This window comes from Paeniglutamicibacter sulfureus, assembly GCF_039535115.1.
Lineage (GTDB): Bacteria > Actinomycetota > Actinomycetes > Actinomycetales > Micrococcaceae > Paeniglutamicibacter > Paeniglutamicibacter sulfureus.
On the sequence record NZ_BAAAWO010000001.1, the window covers coordinates 3,332,476 to 3,349,272 of the forward strand.

The 16,797-nt window shown below is 61.3% G+C and carries 17 protein-coding genes and 1 riboswitch; of the genes, 16 read left to right on the forward strand and 1 reads right to left on the reverse strand.

Going from position 1 to position 16,797, the window contains the following annotated elements; translation table 11 throughout:
- Positions 1-15: 15 nt before the first annotated feature.
- Positions 16-912 (reverse strand): LysR family transcriptional regulator, encoded by an 897-nt coding sequence (locus tag ABD687_RS15210; RefSeq protein WP_302263184.1) that lies wholly within the window; start codon positions 910-912, stop codon positions 16-18.
- A 159-nt stretch (positions 913-1,071) separates the two neighbouring features.
- Between ABD687_RS15210 and ABD687_RS15215 the strand changes: the two genes are divergently transcribed.
- The 16 genes from ABD687_RS15215 (at position 1,072) to ABD687_RS15290 (ending at position 16,766) form a co-directional block, all read left to right on the forward strand.
- A complete protein-coding gene (locus tag ABD687_RS15215; RefSeq protein WP_302263183.1) occupies positions 1,072-2,337 on the forward strand; it encodes a M24 family metallopeptidase in 1,266 nt (421 codons plus the stop codon).
- Positions 2,282-3,517 (forward strand): aminotransferase-like domain-containing protein, encoded by a 1,236-nt coding sequence (locus ABD687_RS15220; RefSeq protein ID WP_310289924.1) that lies wholly within the window; start codon positions 2,282-2,284, stop codon positions 3,515-3,517. The genes ABD687_RS15215 and ABD687_RS15220 overlap by 56 nt, the downstream gene beginning before the upstream one ends.
- A 5-nt stretch (positions 3,518-3,522) precedes the next feature.
- A complete protein-coding gene (locus tag ABD687_RS15225; RefSeq protein ID WP_302263181.1) occupies positions 3,523-4,752 on the forward strand; it encodes a M20 family metallopeptidase in 1,230 nt (409 codons plus the stop codon).
- Between the two features lie 24 nt (positions 4,753-4,776).
- Positions 4,777-6,189 carry an MFS transporter gene (locus ABD687_RS15230; protein WP_302263180.1) on the forward strand — a complete coding sequence of 471 codons (1,413 nt, stop codon included), beginning with the start codon at positions 4,777-4,779 and terminating at the stop codon, positions 6,187-6,189.
- A gap of 78 nt (positions 6,190-6,267) precedes the next feature.
- Positions 6,268-7,020, forward strand: a complete 753-nt coding sequence (locus ABD687_RS15235) for an SDR family NAD(P)-dependent oxidoreductase (protein ID WP_302263179.1) — start codon at positions 6,268-6,270, stop codon at positions 7,018-7,020.
- 567 nt (positions 7,021-7,587) lie between these two features.
- A riboswitch (SAM riboswitch) is annotated at positions 7,588-7,682 on the forward strand.
- Positions 7,683-7,786: 104 nt separating this feature from the next.
- Positions 7,787-8,611, forward strand: a complete 825-nt coding sequence (locus ABD687_RS15240; RefSeq protein ID WP_310289915.1) for a methionine ABC transporter ATP-binding protein — start codon at positions 7,787-7,789, stop codon at positions 8,609-8,611.
- Positions 8,604-9,338 carry a methionine ABC transporter permease gene (locus tag ABD687_RS15245; protein WP_302263176.1) on the forward strand — a complete coding sequence of 245 codons (735 nt, stop codon included), beginning with the start codon at positions 8,604-8,606 and terminating at the stop codon, positions 9,336-9,338. Before ABD687_RS15240 ends, ABD687_RS15245 begins: the two co-directional genes overlap by 8 nt.
- Before the next feature lie 48 nt (positions 9,339-9,386).
- On the forward strand, positions 9,387-10,805 hold the full coding sequence (locus ABD687_RS15250; protein ID WP_310289913.1) for an NtaA/DmoA family FMN-dependent monooxygenase: 1,419 nt from the start codon (positions 9,387-9,389) through the stop codon (positions 10,803-10,805).
- A gap of 12 nt (positions 10,806-10,817) precedes the next feature.
- Positions 10,818-11,258: an acyl-CoA dehydrogenase family protein gene (locus ABD687_RS15255; RefSeq protein ID WP_344761004.1), complete on the forward strand. Its 441-nt coding sequence runs from the start codon at positions 10,818-10,820 to the stop codon at positions 11,256-11,258.
- A complete protein-coding gene (locus ABD687_RS15260; protein ID WP_344761005.1) occupies positions 11,158-12,084 on the forward strand; it encodes an acyl-CoA dehydrogenase family protein in 927 nt (308 codons plus the stop codon). Before ABD687_RS15255 ends, ABD687_RS15260 begins: the two co-directional genes overlap by 101 nt.
- Before the next feature lie 88 nt (positions 12,085-12,172).
- Entirely contained in the window at positions 12,173-13,045 is an 873-nt protein-coding gene (locus ABD687_RS15265) for a MetQ/NlpA family ABC transporter substrate-binding protein (protein WP_310289908.1), read from the forward strand.
- 65 nt (positions 13,046-13,110) lie between these two features.
- On the forward strand, positions 13,111-13,986 hold the full coding sequence (locus tag ABD687_RS15270) for a MetQ/NlpA family ABC transporter substrate-binding protein (RefSeq protein ID WP_302263173.1): 876 nt from the start codon (positions 13,111-13,113) through the stop codon (positions 13,984-13,986).
- 119 nt (positions 13,987-14,105) lie between these two features.
- Positions 14,106-14,534: a CoA-binding protein gene (locus ABD687_RS15275; protein WP_302263172.1), complete on the forward strand. Its 429-nt coding sequence runs from the start codon at positions 14,106-14,108 to the stop codon at positions 14,532-14,534.
- Positions 14,535-14,621: 87 nt separating this feature from the next.
- Positions 14,622-15,008: an MmcQ/YjbR family DNA-binding protein gene (locus ABD687_RS15280; protein ID WP_310289904.1), complete on the forward strand. Its 387-nt coding sequence runs from the start codon at positions 14,622-14,624 to the stop codon at positions 15,006-15,008.
- 24 nt (positions 15,009-15,032) lie between these two features.
- Positions 15,033-15,356 (forward strand): putative quinol monooxygenase, encoded by a 324-nt coding sequence (locus tag ABD687_RS15285; protein ID WP_264269842.1) that lies wholly within the window; start codon positions 15,033-15,035, stop codon positions 15,354-15,356.
- Between the two features lie 6 nt (positions 15,357-15,362).
- Complete coding sequence (locus ABD687_RS15290) at positions 15,363-16,766, forward strand: DUF1990 family protein (protein WP_310289901.1); 1,404 nt, start codon at positions 15,363-15,365, stop codon at positions 16,764-16,766.
- Positions 16,767-16,797 lie beyond the last annotated feature (31 nt).

The window sequence follows — 16,797 nt, forward strand, 5'->3', positions numbered from 1 at the left end:
AGGCGGGCCGCCGGGCTAGGCGGCGACCTCGCAGAGGATCTGTAGGAAACTTTTCACGGCCGGTCGCAAATTGCTACCACGTCGACCCACGGCGTAGATGTCGCGGAACAATGCTTGCTCCGTCTCGGCATCCTCCGGAACCCATCGGGTCATCGTGCCAGGGGTGGGTATCTCGCCGTGAAAAACCATGTGCGGCAAGAACGCCGCGGCAACCCCGGCGGCGACCAATTCGTAATGCAGTCGCGGGTCCGGCGAATCGAAGGTGACCTTCGGTTCGAACCCCAGTTTGCGGCAGAAGCGTTGGGTCCACAGGTAGGCGTCGGTGCCACGCGGTTCGAACGCCCAGTGAAGTTCCCCCAGCTCGATTGGATCGGAGATCGGGTGTGGCAGATAAATGTCAACCCGGTCTCGGGTGACCAGGGTGCGCACGAGACCCTCGTCCGTTCGCCGGGGAACATGGACGAACTCGTCGACCATCGCAATATCGGCCCGGCGGCTGGCAAGGGCATCCAGGGCCTCGAACGGCTCAAGTTGGGTGAACTCCACGTCCACGTCCGGGTACACCAGACTCAGCCGGCGCAAGGTTTCCGGGAGATACGTGCGGGCAAAGGTCCCGAAGGCGGCGAAGCGAATGACGCCCTGGACCCGGCTGCTGCGGGCCTCCAACTCGGCGGACGCTCCTTCGAGGACCGTCACCGCCTCGTCGACGCGTGCCACCAGCTGCCGTGCGGCCGGCGTCAGCTGGATGTTCCGGCCGACCTGTTCCAGCAAGGGCAGGCCGGCCTCGGTTTCGAGTTTTGCCAATTGCTGGGAGACCGCCGAAGCGCTGATTCCCAGGACGCGGGCAGTTGCTGCAATGCTCCCGCGCAGCTTTAGTTCACGCAGCAAGGTCAGTCTTTTGAAATCGAGCATGGCCCCTCCGAGGTCAGGGAATATTCGAGCCACCAAAGCGTAAGTTCAACTTAATGGTACGAACAAGATTTACCTACTTTATCTGATGGGATAGCGACCCCTATTGTTTACGTCACTGGCAAAAATTTCCCGCTAAACCGTTAGGAACAAAAAGCGACGATGGTGCACAATCCGGTAGGTCACCGCGACCTCGAAATCGACGAATATGCGGCGCGTCAGCAGCGTGTTCGTCAGCGCATGGCAAACCAGGCGCTGGATGTTTTGCTGGTTTCGGATCCAGCGAACCTGTACTACTTGACCGGGTACAACGCCTGGTCGTTCTACACCGCACAAATACTCGTGCTTCCCCTGGAGGGAGCTCCCCTCCTCTACATGCGTCAGATGGATGCCCATGGCGCCCACCGAACTGCAATCTGCATGGATGAATCAAACATCCATGGCTACCCGGAACAGATCGTGCACCGCCCCGACATCCATCCCGGTGACTGGATTGCCAAGCACCTGCGCGATCTCGGATTCGGGCGCAACCTGCGCGTCGGGTTTGAAGGCGATGCCCACTACTTCTCCGTGCGCATGTTTATGGCACTGTCCGCGATGCTTCCCGAATGGCAATTGCAGGAATCACGTGAACTGGTCAACTGGGTCCGCCTGGTGAAGTCCCCGTACGAGATTGAGCTGATGCGCGCTGCAGGGAAGGTCTGCTCGACGGTCATGCGCACCGCTCTGCAGGCCCTGGGTCCTGGCCGGCCGCAAAATGAGGTTGCCGCGGAGATCATGGCGGCCCAAGCCCGGGGTGTCGATGGAATTGCGGGAGACTATGCCTCCATCGTCCCGATGCTTCCCACCGGGGAAGGGGCGGACACCCCCCACCTGACCTGGACTGATGACCCATTGCCGGTCGACTCCCCGATTTCCATTGAATTGGCCGGGGTCCACCGCCGCTATCACGCACCGATGGCCCGCACCGCGGTGATCGGCAAACCCAGCTCGGAGCTGGAACAAGTCGCGGCCGCCACCATCGAGGGTCTCGAATCTGCCTTCTCGCTGGTCCGCCCCGGAATCACGATCCACGAGGTGACCGACCGCTTTACCAGGGTCATCAAGGCCGCCGGCTTCGACAAGGAATCCCGACTGGGCTACTCGATCGGCGTGGGATTCCCACCGGACTGGGGCGAACGCACCGTCAGCTTCCGGGCCGGGGAACATACCGAGCTCCAAGAAAACATGACCTTCCACCTGATCGCCGGGATGTGGCTCGATGGGTACGGTTTCGAAGTCTCCGAACCCATCCGCGTCACCGCCACCGGCCTCGAGTTCTTCGCGGACGTCCCGCGCGAACTAACCACGATTAATACAAGGAGTACTCCTCATGTCCATCGAACCACTGCTCAAATCCCCAACATCCCGCTTGGCCTCGCGGGTTAGCCTGCTAAAGGGCTCGATCATTGACTCCTCGACGTCGCTGCTGGCAAGCCAGAAGCATGACATCATCCGGTTCGCGATGGGCGCGCCGAATGCCGAACTGATCCCCGAGGCGGAGTTCGCCCGGCTCGCGACCTATCCGGCGGCAGGCCGCTACGACTATGCCGCCACAGAGGGCAACCCGGAGCTGATTGAGCAGATCGTGGCCTACCATTCCAGGAGGGGCGTGGACTTGGATCCCAGCCGGCTGCTGGTGACCACCGGGGGCATGCAGGGCCTGGATATCGCCTTCAAGCTCTTCGTTGACCCGTCAGACCTGGTAATTGTCGAGTCGCCGACCTACACCAACGGAATCGCCACGGCACTGAGCTACCAGGGCCGCGTGTTGGAAGCCCCGGTGGATGAGCAGGGATTGATAGTCGAAGCCCTTCCCGCGCTGGTCGCCGCCACGGGCCAGATCCCCAAGGTCATTTACACCATCCCGAACTTCCAAAATCCTTCCGGCCGGACGCTGAGCGGAGCGCGCCGCATGCAGCTACTCGAACTTGCCGAGGAATGGGACGCCTTCATCATCGATGATGACCCCTACGGCCTGTTGCGCTTCGAGGGATCCGAAGAGCCAAGCTTCGCCGAACTCAGCCCGGGCAATCCACGGGTGGTCTCGGTGCGCACCTTCTCCAAGGTCCTCGCCCCGGGACTGCGCGTGGGCTGGATGGACATGGATCCGGCGCTGCGTGCCCTGGCGGTGAACGCCAAGCAGTCCATGGATACCTGCACCAACGGGCCCATGCAACAGCTGATTGCCGACTACCTCTCCGAGGGCCGGCTCGACGCGCACTTGAATACACTGCGCGAGGTCTACCGGGAACGCAAGCAGGCGATGCTGGCCGCACTCGCCGAGGCCTTCGGGCAGGACGTGGAAGCCACGGATCCCGAGGGCGGGTTCTTCCTGTGGCTCACCCTGCGCGGACGCTACGCCGCGATCCATTCCGAAAAGCTCTTCCCGATCGCCTTGGCGCACGGCGTCGCATATATTCCCGGTCCGGCATTCTCGGACTCGGGGGCGTTTGCCGACGCACTGCGCCTGTGCTTCGCGACCTCCACCCCGGCACGGATTGCCGAGGGCGTGCAACGGCTGCACGCCGCGCTGGAAGAGGCTTTGGCCAGCGGGGACGCGCGGTGAACCGGATGGCTACCGCACCCTTGAGGCCGCTGGAGACCAGCGTGCTGGCCGAGATCGACCGGGCCCGCCTGGTCGAACTGACCGGAGAGCTGATTGCCGCCGGCGGGGAAAACCCCGGTGGCACCGAAGCAGCCACCGTGGCCATCCTGGATCGGGTGCTCACCGGGCTCGGTGCGATTGTGCACCTCGACGAGGTTGCCCCGGGACGAGCCAACCTGACGGCTCATCTCGGCGGGGACCGAACCGGCGGGGGACTGCTTTTCCTGGGTCACAGCGACGTTGTTCCGGCCGGCCACGGCTGGGACGCCGATGCCTTCACGCCACGAGAGAAGCAGGGGCGGCTCATAGGACGCGGCGCGACGGACATGAAGGGTGGCCTGGCCGCGGTGATCGCGGCCATGGCCGCTGTCCATGCGCACCATCCGCAGCTGCCGCTGTCCTTGGTATGCACCGTGGATGAGGAAGCCGACGCGATCGGCATCGCACACTACGTGGCCACCGAGCCCGTTGGCTCGTACACGGGCTGCGTGGTCGCCGAACCCACCGACTTGGTGGCGATTGTCGGCTGTCGGGGAGCTGCGAATTTCGGCCTGCAGATTACCGGGGCGAGCGCCCATGCCGGACGCCCGGCCGACGGGGCCAGCGCCATCCAGGCCGCGGCAGAGATCATTGCCGAAATAGGCCAGGACACGGAGCGACTGGCGGCGGCCGCCCACCCGGTGCTTGGGGCCGCAACATGGAATATCGGAACCATCGCCGGCGGACACGGAACCTCGATTGTGCCCGACACCTGCGAAATGAGCCTTGACCGGCGTCTGCTGCCCGGCGAGGACGCGCACCTTATCCTTGAACATCTGCTGGATCGCATCCGTGAGCGCCTGCAGACCGCTTCGATGCCGGGGCGCGAGAAGATCACCGTCCGCGGCCAGCTGCAGATGCAGATGCCCGGGTTCCTCACCGACGCGGACAGCGCCGTCGTCGCCGGTATGCGCCAGGCAGTCCGCGATGTCTCCGGCGCCGGTGAGCTCGGCATTTGGACAGCTTCGTGCGAGGGCGGCTACATGGCCGAGCACCATCAGGTCCCCACCCTGGTCCTCGGTCCCGGGGAAATCAACACCCAGGCCCATCAGCCAAACGAATCGGTGGAGATCGATGACCTGCTTACCGCCGCCCGCGCGTATGCACTGTTCGCACTGCGCCATGCCTCAAACAACGCACCGACTCCCTCCCATTAATTAAGGCCGCCAAAGGAGCACACCATGACCAGCCAAACCCAACCGCCTGCCCTGAGACTCGAAGCCGATTTCAGCCCGACAGAACTGAAGCAGGCCCGGAAGTCCGTGGCCGGATCGGCAATAGGAAACGCGATCGAGTGGTTCGACTACGGGATCTACGGGTACCTGATTGTGTACATCTCCCAACTGTTCTTCACCTTCGGTGAAGAAGGGGGAACCCTGCCTCGAATCCTCGCCTTTTCCACCTTCGCGATCTCCTTCCTCATCCGTCCGCTCGGTGGCATGGTGCTCGGCCCGCTCGGTGACCGGATTGGCCGACGGAAGGTCTTGATCTTCACCATTGTGATGATCAGTGTGTCCACCGCGTGCATCGCCGCCCTGCCCACCTTTGACCAGGTCGGCTACCTGGCTCCGGTCTTGCTGGTCCTGCTGCGCATGGTCCAGGGGTTCTCCGCCGGCGGCGAATACGCCGGAGCCGCGGTGTTCATGAGCGAACATGCCCCGGATAACCGCCGTGGCTTCTATGGTTCCTTCCTTGAATTCGGCACTTTGGCCGGCTTCAGCGCGGCGGCGATCCTGTGCACCGGGCTGACCCTGGTGGTTGGCGAGGAAGGCATGATGGCTGGCTGGTGGCGGTTGCCCTTCGCACTCACCCTCGTGCTTGGGGGGATTGCATTGTGGATGCGACGCCACCTTGAGGAATCCGAAACCTTTACCGAGGACAGTTCCAAGGACAACGAAGTCAGCACCGCGCCGCAGGCACTGGGAACATTGTTGCGCAAGTATCCCGGTCAGCTCTTCAAGCTCTTCGGTTTTATCGTGCTGGTCAACGTCGCCTTCTACCTCGTGCTGACCTATATGCCCAGTTACCTGACGACGACCTTGGGACATGGCTCGGTGGAGTCCAACATGACGCTGGTTCTCATCCAGCTGGTGATGATCGCATTGATCGTGCCGTTGGGGGCACTCAGCGACCGGATTGGACGTAAACCGCTGCTGGTGACCGCAAGCATTGGCTTCGTGCTGCTTTCGGTGCCGGCGGTGCAATTGATGCAGTCGGCCGGATTGTGGGGGCAGATCGTTGGCATCGGCACCCTGGGTCTCTTGCTGGTCATGCTGCTCTCGACGATCTCCTCGACGCTGCCCGCGTTGTTCCCGACTTCGGTGCGCTACTCCGGATTCGCCATTGGTTACAACCTGTCCACGGCCGTCTTCGGCGGCACCGCGGCGGTGGCCAACGAGGCGCTGATCGGTGCGACCGGAAATTCGCTGGTACCGGGGTGGTACCTGATGGCTGCGGGCGTGATCGGGCTGATTTCGGTGCTCACTTTCAAGGAGACCGCGGGGCGTTCGCTTCGGGGCAACGTCATTCCAGGCAGCGACGACCAGCAGCGACGAAAGCTTGGTGAAAGGCTGGTGGGGGCGGGACGCCCCTAAGCGACAGCCGCCCGGGCCAGGAATTGATCGGTCCCGCAAAAAAGTAGGACAAACAGCGAAGTGAAGGAGGAGAGCGCAGTGGGAGAAAACCAACGCGTCGCACTGGTTACCGGCGCCACCTCGGGAATCGGAATCGAGATTGCCCGACGACTGGTGGCAGATGGAATGAAGGTCGTGGTGACCGGACGAAATGAGGAACGCGGAGAGCAGGTGGCCGAAGAACTCGGCGAGTCCGGCTTCTTCGTGCGGGCTGAACTGACCGCTTCGGGTGCCGCGCAGTCATTGATGGACACGGTGCTCGAACGCACCGGAAGGCTTGATGTTCTGGTGAACAATGCGGCCATTGACCACATCAATTCCCTACTCGACACCCCGGAGGAGGAGGTGCGGGAAACCTTTGAAATCAACACCTTCGCGGCGATTTTCTGTCTCCAAGCTGCGGGGCGGGTCATGCGTGGTGCCGGTGGCGGCGCGATCATCAACGTGACCTCGCGGCTGGCAAGCATTGGGGTTCCCACCATGGGGATCTACAGCGCGAGCAAGGGCGCGATGCTGGCGCTGACACGGGCCGCGGCGGTGGAACTTGCACCGCACAACATCAGGGTCAATGCCGTGGCCCCGGGGATGACACGTACCCAGATGTTTGAGGACTGGTTGGCCGGACACGAGGATCCCATGGCCGCGGAGCGAGCGGTCTCCGAAGCGATTCCGCTGGGTCGAGTGGCGATGCCGGAAGACGTTGCCGAAGCGGTGGGTTATTTTGCCAGTGCCACCAATACTTACGTCACCGGCGTTTCGTTGCCGGTCGATGGTGGCTATTTGGCCAAGTGAGCCGACGACGATGAACCCGCAGGTACCTTCCGCCCACGCGGCTCCCGGTACCTGCGGGTTTGCTGTGGGCGGTTGCGGGTCATCGTGTAAATACCTCTGGCGATCCATGGGGTAACCACGAAAATTGGCCCGTTGGTCGCCGCGCGGTTGCCCTCGGAATTCGGTCTGCAGCGATCGGACATGGTGACGGCCGCGGGTGTCTTTGACGTCGCGCAATCCTTGTCGCCGTCGCGGGTGGCGCAGCAGTGGGTCACCGGTTGTTTCGCAAATCCCACGGGTGGCGAACCTTGGTGGTGCTCGGACGAGCGTTCACCTATGGGCTGGAATTGGCTCGGCAAGACCGGGGCGCGCGCGTGGGGCGCATTGTCAACATGACGCAATCATGAAGCAAGGTAGGGCGGATCGACGCTTCATCTTCCGACTTATAACGGTTCATGAAGCAAATCAAGCGCGAGAATCGTTCTGTGAGTCGATTTGTTTCACAGGAGCCCGATTCGTCTTGGTTCGATCGAAGATTCTGCGACACACTTGAACTGTTCGGCGTTGGCAATCGACCAACGCCAACACACACCATCCAGAGCGGCTGAGAGACCTGGCTCGTTGACGCCGCAGCAACCACTCCCGTCCTTGGGATCCGGTGCTACCGCCAGGACCGATGGAGATAGCCAAACTCTGCGCGGTCCGCCGAATACTTTCGTTCTTACGCACGTATTTGACTGATTTGCCATGTCGCGGCGTTCCTCGGGTGAACCGAGAGGAGTAGGACATGATCAGCATTCAAGGCGTGTCAACAGTTTTCCCTCCGGCGGAGGCACCCTTCACTGCGGTGGACAACGTCTCGCTGGAAATCCCGCGGGGATCGATCCAGGGAATCATTGGATTTTCCGGTGCGGGCAAATCAACGTTGCTTCGCAATATCAATCTCTTGGAGCGCCCGACGAACGGCCGCGTGGTGGTTGACGGTACGGACCTTACGTCGCTGAACGACGAGGAATTGCGCAGGGCTCGGCACCAGATCGGGATGATCTTCCAACATTTCAACCTCCTGAACAACCGCAACGCCGTTGAAAATGTCGAGCTTAGCCTTAAATTCGCGGGAGTAGCCAAGAAAGAACGCCGCCGCCGCGCCCACGAAGCCTTGGCAATTGTGGACTTGGCCGACAAAGCCAAGGCATATCCGGGACAGCTGTCAGGCGGACAGAAGCAACGCGTGGCCATTGCCCGTGCGCTGGCCACCGAGCCAAAGGTATTGCTTTGCGACGAGCCGACATCAGCCGTGGATCCGCGGACCACTGCGTCGGTGTTGCAGTACCTTTCGGACATCAACGCCCAGTTGGGAATCACCACCGTGATCGTCACGCATGAAATGAACGTCGTCAAGGCAATCGCCGATAACGTCGCCGTCATGGAAGAAAGCCGAGTCGTCGAACAATTCGACATCAGCGCACTTCGGAATCCCTCGTTTACACCGGCGACCGCCATCGGCCGGTACCTCATTTCCGATGACATCACCTTGGACCGCAAGCGCCAGGTCCGCGGCACCGAATCCGCAAGCTTCGGCGCACCTTTGAAGGAGGCCTCCCTTGTCTAAGTTTGCTGCGGCCGTCAGCGTGCCTGCTTCCTCCACCAACGGCAGCGGTGCAGCGGCCTTCGACCTCAACCGCGTTATCGAGCTTTGGCCTGAAATTGCCGCGGCAATCGGCCAGACCTTGGCCATGCTCGTCGTGTCCATCCCCATCGCGATCCTGGTGGGAACGCCCTTGGGTATTTGGCTCTATTCAATGGCCCCCCAAGGCCTCCGACCCCGGCCGAAGCTGCATCGCATTGTCGATGGTTTCGTCAACACCATGCGGTCCTTTCCGTTCCTGATCTTGCTGATCGCGATCATTCCTTTCACCCGGTTCGTCGTTGGAACAACCATCGGTACGGCAGCCGTGATTGTCCCGCTGACGATCAACGCGATTCCCTACTTTGCACGCTTCGTTGAACAGAATCTCACGCAGCTCGGCAGCGGCGTCGTTGAAGCTGCACGGGCCATGGGTGCGACCCGCGGCCAGATCGTCCGCGACGTGTTGCTAGTGGAAGGGAAGCCTGCACTGATTGGTTCGATCACGATCATGACGGTGAGTTTCATCAGTTATTCGGCAATGGCGGGACTGGTCGGCGGGGGAGGCATCGGTGACTTTGCCATCCGTTATGGCTACTACCGATATGAAACAGGCATGATGGTCGTCGCCATCGTGCTGATGATTCTGATGGTCCAAATTGTGCAGATCTCGGGCACCCGCATCGCATCCCGTCTGGACAAGCGACAGTAACCATCGCCCTTCTTGAACCGACCTGCTTCTTTTGGAGAGACCCCAACCATGAGTACTTCACGGCGACCGCGCCTGCTGTTGAGCGCCTTCCTGATGAACACCACCAGCCACATCCTTGGTGGCCAATGGCGCCACCCCGAGGCACAACAACATCGCTTCAACGAGCTCAAGCTCTGGGTGGATCTGGCCAAGGACCTGGAAGCCGCAAGGTTCGATGCAATCTTCCTTGCGGATGTTGTTGGGCTCTACGGCGACCACGACGGGGGCTGGGCATCGCACATCAAGCGCGGACTGCAGGTGCCGTCCAATGACCCGCTAGTGCTTGCTTCGGCCCTGGCAGGAGTGACCGAAGAAATCGGGCTGGCCTTCACGTCCTCGGTAATCCAGTCCGATCCCTTCCAGTTGGCACGTCAGCTCTCGACGCTCGATCACCTGAGCAGCGGTCGAGTTGCCTGGAACATCGTGACAAGCGTGCTGGAGAATTCACACCGCAACTTTGGGGCTGACAGGCTAGCCAAACACACAGACCGCTATGACTGGGCCGAAGAATACGTTCAGGCTGCGTTCAAGCTGTGGGAAGGCTCGTGGGAAGACGGCGCGTTGCTGGCCGACAAAATTGCAGGAATCCACGCTGATCCGGCCTTGGTGAACAAGATCTACCATCGGGGAGAACGCTACTCAATTGACGGCCCGCACTTGTCTTCACCCAGCCCGCAGCGAACCCCCTTTCTTTTTCAAGCCGGGAGTTCTCCACGTGGCAGATCGTTCGCGGCCGCCAACGCGGAAGCCACCTTCCTTTTCGCGCCGAACCCCGAAAACGTTCGCAAGAACTCTGAGGTCATTCGGAAACTGGCAGTTGACGCCGGGCGCGAAGCATCCGATGTGAAAATCTTTGCCGGACTCTCCTTCGTAGTGGGAAGTACAGAAGCAGAGGTCTTGCGCAAGCAAGCTGACTATGACGAGTATCTCGACCTGGACGCCGTGGTTGCGCACATAGGCGGAGGGCTCGGTATTGACCTCGGCGGCAGGCCATTGGACACCCGACTTGGTGAAATCGATACAGAGGGCGGAAAGGGTGTGCTTGAAGCCATTCGCGCTTCGGTTCCGGGAGGTAACCCCACGATTGCCGATCTCGCCCGGTACCGGGCGAAGTCCATGCAGATCTCCGGGACCCCTGAACAAATCGTTGATCAGCTCGAACTGTGGCAGGACGCAGGAACCGACGGCATCAACATCATCAACCAGATTCTGCCTGGCTCCTACACGGATTTCATCGAGGGTGTGGTGCCCGAATTGCGAGCCCGCGGCCTTGCCCAAACCGAATATGCGCCAGGCACTTTGCGCGAGAAGGTCTTTGGGCGACAAGCGACGCTCGAGGCCTCACACCCGGCAGCCGCTTTCCGCGGAGCCTTCACCCAATTCTCGGCAGCCAATGAAAATCTCGCCGCGGTCACAGCAAGTTCCTGAAAGGCATCCAGCATGACCATTACTTTGAAGGCATCCGAAATTGTTGCCGCCGATTATTCGACCCAACGCGCGCGATTTGCCGAACTCTTTTCGCGGATTGCCGAAGGCTCCCGGGAACGTGATCTCAAACGCATCCTCCCATTCGAACAAGTCGCGTGGCTGGATGAAGCGGGGTTTGGAGCGCTGCGGGTACCCCAGGCGTACGGTGGCGCGGGCGTCAGTATCGAAACCTTTGCGCGCCTTCTCATTGATCTGGCAGCCGCGGATTCGAACGTTGCCCATTTGTATCGATCACACTTTGGCTTCGTGGAGTCCCTGCAGTGGCAGGACGAGCCCATCCGACGAAGTTGGTATGAACTCGCGGCCGCCGGAAAAAACTGTTGGAAATGCATCCACCGAACGCGGCGGAAATGCGCTCGGCCAGCTCAACACGGTGCTGTCCTACGAGAATGAGGCGTGGGTGTTAAACGGTGAAAAGTTCTACACCACGGGCACCATTTTTTCCGACTACACGCGCGTTTCAGCAGCCCTTCAGGGAAAGCCGGGACGTGTGTTTGCGGTCGTTGAAACCAAGGCAGCCGGCGTGAAAGTCATCGATGACTGGGATGGTTTTGGCCAACGGCTGACCGGCACGGGCACCACTATTTTTGAGAACGTCCACGTGGATGCCGTCGACATATTTGGCCGCGAGGCCAGCGGCGCGGAAGCAACCCACGAAGCGTCGTTCTTCCAATTGGTGTTGCTGGCGGTGCTCGCAGGCATCGCCCGCGCTGCCCGGGATGATGCGGCGCAGTCGGTCGCCAAACGGGCCCGCACCTTCAACACCGGATCGGGATTGCCCTTCAGGAACGATCCCCTGATCCAGGAAACCGTTGGCCGCATCGCCACGAAAGCGTTTACAGCAGAGGCCACCGTGCTGGCTGCGGCGCGAACCCTTGATATCGCCATTGATGCGGCTGTTGGGCAGGAACCAGATGAAAACGGTCATCGCCCAACGACGTTTGAAGGGCATCTGGCCGAATTGGCCGTGGAACAAGCGCAAGTCTCTGTTCCGGAGTTGGCGATCGGCGCTGCGCAGCAACTCTTCGAAACCGGGGGAGCCTCGGCTACCAGCACCTCAAAGGGATTGGACCGCCACTGGCGGAACGCGCAGACTGTGGCAACGCACAATCCAATCGCATTCCGTGCCCGAGCGATTGGTGACTACTTCATCAACGGAACCCTCCCGGAGGGTCTTAACGCCATTGGCGATGCGACGACGGTTCCGTCCATCACATAACGTCCGCCTCAGCAGAACTATTACCCATGAAGAACCGCCGGATCTTCATAGGCCACCAAATCATTGCAAATATTTCAGGAGAAGCATCATGCAGCGTCGTACTTTCCTTGCCGGAGCACTTGGTCTCGGTGCATTCGCCTCGCTTACGGCGTGTGGACTAACCGGCGGGGCTTCAACCGCCGCGACCGGCAACAACAAAACCATTAAGTTGATTGTCACCGAGTCGGCCCCAACGCAGGAACCGACTAAAATCGCCCAAAAAATCCTGGAGTCCCAAGGCTGGAAGGTTGAAGCCAAATACGTCACCGATATCGTCCAGCCGAACTTCGCCGTGGCCAATGGCGAATTCGATGCGAACTACTTTCAGCATGCCGCCTATCTTGAGCAATTCACCACCGACAAGAACCTTGAGGTGGAAACCGCGTTCTACATGTACGGATCACCAGCGGGTGTGTACTCGGCGAAACACAAGAAAATCGGTGACCTTCCCGAAGGTGCCAAGATCGCGATTCCCGTGGATCCGTCCAACAACGGACGAGCTCTGGCCCTTTTGCAGACGGCCGGACTGTTGAAGCTGACCGAGGGGAAGAACCTGATTCACCTTTCACAGGCCGACATCTTGGACAACCCGCGAAAATTCAATTTTGTCGAAGTCGATCAGCAGTCGTTATCCAAGACTCTGCCGGATGTTGACGCGGGCTTCCTTTTCGTTCGCCTCGGCGCAGAGATCGGACTTAATCCGGAGGATGCCCTTCTCTTTGAAAAGGAAGAGGACGCACTTCCGTTCATCAATCTTGTTGCGGCCAAACCGGGTTTTTCAGCTACTGAAAAGGGTAAGGCGCTTGAAGCGGCTTATCACTCGGACGAGGTCCGTGAGTGGTTCGAGGGCTACCTCAACGGTGCGTTGCCCACTCCGTGGGACCGAGATCCCGCAGCGGATCTAAAAGCCTGGAACGTCTAAGTAAACCGTCGTGTAGCACGCAGACCTGGGGTGTGCGGGCCTCGGCAGAGTTAGGAGAATTGGCAATGGAACGACGCACCTTTATCAAAGGATCCCTGGGCATAAGCGCCTTAACCGGTCTTGCCGTGTTGACAGGCTGTGGCCTTACCGGGAATGCTGCCACGGGGGCAGAGAACATGACCATCAAACTCATCGTCACCGAATCGGCCCCTTATCAGGAACCGACCAAAATCGCCCAGAAGGTTCTGGAATCCGAGGGCTGGGAAGTTCAGGTCAAGTATGTCACTGACATCGTCCAGCCGAACCTTGCCGTAGCGAACGGTGAATACGATGCCAACTATTTCCAGCACGCATCTTATCTCGCTCAGTTCACCAAGGATAAGGACATCGACGTTGAAACGGCTTTCTACATGTATGGATCGCCCGGTGGACTGTATTCCCAGAAGCACAAGACCATCGATGAATTGCCACAGGGTGCCAAGATCGCCATTCCCGTCGACCCGGCCAACAATGGGCGTGCACTGGCGCTGCTGGCCAAGGCAGGGGTCCTCAAGGTTGACGAAAACAAGAGCGTGATCCATCTCTCTCAGAATGACATCTTGGAAAATCCGAAGGGCATTTCCTTCACGGAAGTCGACCAGCAGTCGCTCTCCAAGACCCTGCCAGACGTTGACGCAGGCTTCCTATTCGTACGGCTTGGCGCAGAGCTGGGCCTCACGCCACAGGATGCGCTGCTCTTTGAAGAGGATGCCGACGCGCTGCCATTTATCTGCGTCGTAGCTGCCAAGCCTGGATTCGCCGAAACTGAGAAAGGCAAGGCCTTGCAAAATGCCTACCAATCGGATGAGGTTCGCACGTGGTTTAAGGAGTACATTGACGGCGTGCTCCCAACTCCTTGGGACCGCGATCCCGTTGCCGACCGCAAGACCTGGGATAGCTGAGACCGTCACGCACCATTCCCAGAATGTTCGGCATGATTTCCATTCATTCCGAACATTGGATCCGGGCGCAGAATATTCCTACGGTGCGGGCCCCGTACTGTCGCGGTAGCGTTAGGAGCATGAGCAATGAACAAGGCCAGCGGCACGTCAATGACCCGGCAGTGATTCGTCGACTTCTGCAAACCCCGGCGCGGTGGGCCGTGGTCGGACTGACCAACAACCCGAGTCGTGTGGCTCCGGGAGTCTCTCGATTCCTGCAGGATCAGCTGGACATGGAAATCATTCCGGTGTCCCTGAGCGGCGAAAGCGTTCTGGGCAACGTTGGGTACAAGCGATTGGACGAAATCCCGGGGCACATCAACGTTGTGAACTGTTTCGTGAACTCGCAAAGGGTCGGCGACATTGTTGACCAAGCCATCGCCGTGGGTGCCGATGCCGTGTGGTTGCAACTAGGCGTCATCGACGAAGCCGCCGCCAGGCGCGCCAAGGAAGCCGGCTTGGAAGTCGTTATGGACACCTGTCCGAAGATTGAGTACCCCTACCTGTAGTTCCACACGATCCAACCCACGCCTGCCACGGCGGGGAACCACCGGGGGGCGGGCAATTTCCTGCCCACCGGGCTTAGGATTGGCAACGTGGAATACGAATCATGGCGCGGGATGCTGCTGTCGATGCCCGGCGCCTTCGAGGACTTCCCCTTCGGTGAGGACGCGGCGGTGTTCAAGGTTGCCGGGAAGCAGGGCGGCCGCGCCAAGATGTTCGGGCTGCTGATGCACCGCGGCGGGCAGCTGAACTTGAACCTCAAGTGCGATCCCGCGCTCGCCGAGCAGCTGCGGGCCGCCAACGAGCAGATCACCCCCGGCTACCACATGAACAAAAAGCACTGGAACACCGTGGTGCCGGGGCTGGATGAGGAAACCATGCTGGCGATGATCGAGGATTCGTACGACCTGGTTGTCGCCTCGCTGCCCGCCGCCGAACGCGCGGCGCTGGGCTGGAAGGGCCTCGTAGAGCGCGGATGATCCGGAATCGGTAGGCTGGATGGCATGTACTTCATCGTTGTAAAATTCCAGACCAAGCCCGACTACACCGCCCAATTCATGGACCTGGTGACCCCGTTCACCGAAGCCACCCGCAAGGAGCCCGGGAACCTCTGGTTCGACTGGTCCCGCAGCGTCGAAGACCCCAGCGAGTTCGTGCTCGTTGAAGCGTTCCTGGACGACGATGCCGCCGGCAAGCACGTGAACTCCGAGCACTTCAAGGCGGGTCTGGAAGCCATGCGTCCGGCCCTGGTGGCCACCCCGAAGATCATCTCACGCAAGGTTGAGGGCGATTCCTGGGGCGAAATGGGCGAATTGCAGATCGGCTAGACCGAGATGTTCGAGCCACTTCGGCGCAAGCTGCAGCAGACCTTTTCCGCCCAGGAACACTACGATCCGGTGTGGGAACGCGAGCTGGACCGCGGGGATGATGCGGGGTACTTCCCGCACGACTCCGCGGTTTGGGTGGTGCACGGCGGGATGAGCCCGATCGCCGCTGGCATCCGGGCACTGCTGACCCAGGCCCTCCACCCGGGGGCGCTCGCCGGGGTGGCCGAGCACTCGAACTACCAATCGGATCCGCTGGCCAGGCTTGCAGGCACGATCCGCTGGATCTTCACTCTCACTCACGGCGACACCGCAGCTGCCGACGCGGCCTGCGCTTGGGTGGCCCGCCGCCACGAAGCCGTCACCGGGAGCTACCTCGCCGGCACCGGGGAAGAACGCGAGTATGCGGCCAACGACCCGGGGCTCGCAACCTGGGTGCACCTGGCCTTCGCCGATGCCTTCCTGCGCAGCCACGAGATCTTTTCCGGACCCGTCCCGCAGGGTGCCGACGCCTATGTTCGCGAATGGGCCAAGGCGGGCGAACTCATGGGAGTGCCCAACCCTCCGCGCAGCGATGCCGAACTCCGCGAAGCCATCGCCGGCTACGAGGCCCGCGACGAACTGGCCGGCGGTCCCCGGGTCGCCGAGGTCGTCTCGTTCCTGAAAAACCCGCCGTTGGACCCCGCCGTGTTGCCCGGCTACAAGCTGCTCTTTGCCGCGGTTGTCGCTACCCTGCCCGAAAACCACCGGCGGATGCTGGGATTGCGGCGCCCGACCCTGGCCGGGATTCCCCTGCCCGCCCGCCTCGGCGGAAAGGCGGCGCTCACAATGGCGGGCCTCGCGCTGGATAAGCAGCGGCCGACGGAACTGGCCGCACGCCGCAGGCTTTTCCGCCTCGGAGTGCTCAACGACCTGGACTACCCCGAGGCTGGAATCACCGACGCCGTCCCGGCACCCGCCGGCTTCCGGACGCTTCACGTGCGCGAGCGCGTGGGGCAGGGCGAAGCGGCCTTCGAGGCGTTGGCCTCGGGGATCATGTCTTGGAAACTGCACGAGGCCGCCGGCCTGCGGGTGCGCGCCGACACTCCGATGGTCCAATTGGCCAGTCGCGTCCGGCTCGGAATCGGCCTGGGAGCCGCACGCATCGAGGCTCCCTGCCGCGTTGTTCGGCTGATCGAGTCCGCCACTCGGCGCGGTTTCGCCTATGGCACGCTGGCCGGGCACCCGGAGACCGGCGAGGAATCCTTCGCCGCCGTGCTGGAGCCCGACGGCGCGGTGTACCTGGAGCTCAAGGCCGTCTCGCGGCCTTCGCCGGGGATCTACCGCTTGGGCTCCCCGGTGACCGCGGCCGCCCAGTCAATGGTCACGGACCGCTACGTGGCGGCAGCCCGGAGGCTTGCCGGCGGAAACTGAGCAAGCCGGCCCGGGTTTCGGGCGGTCGGCC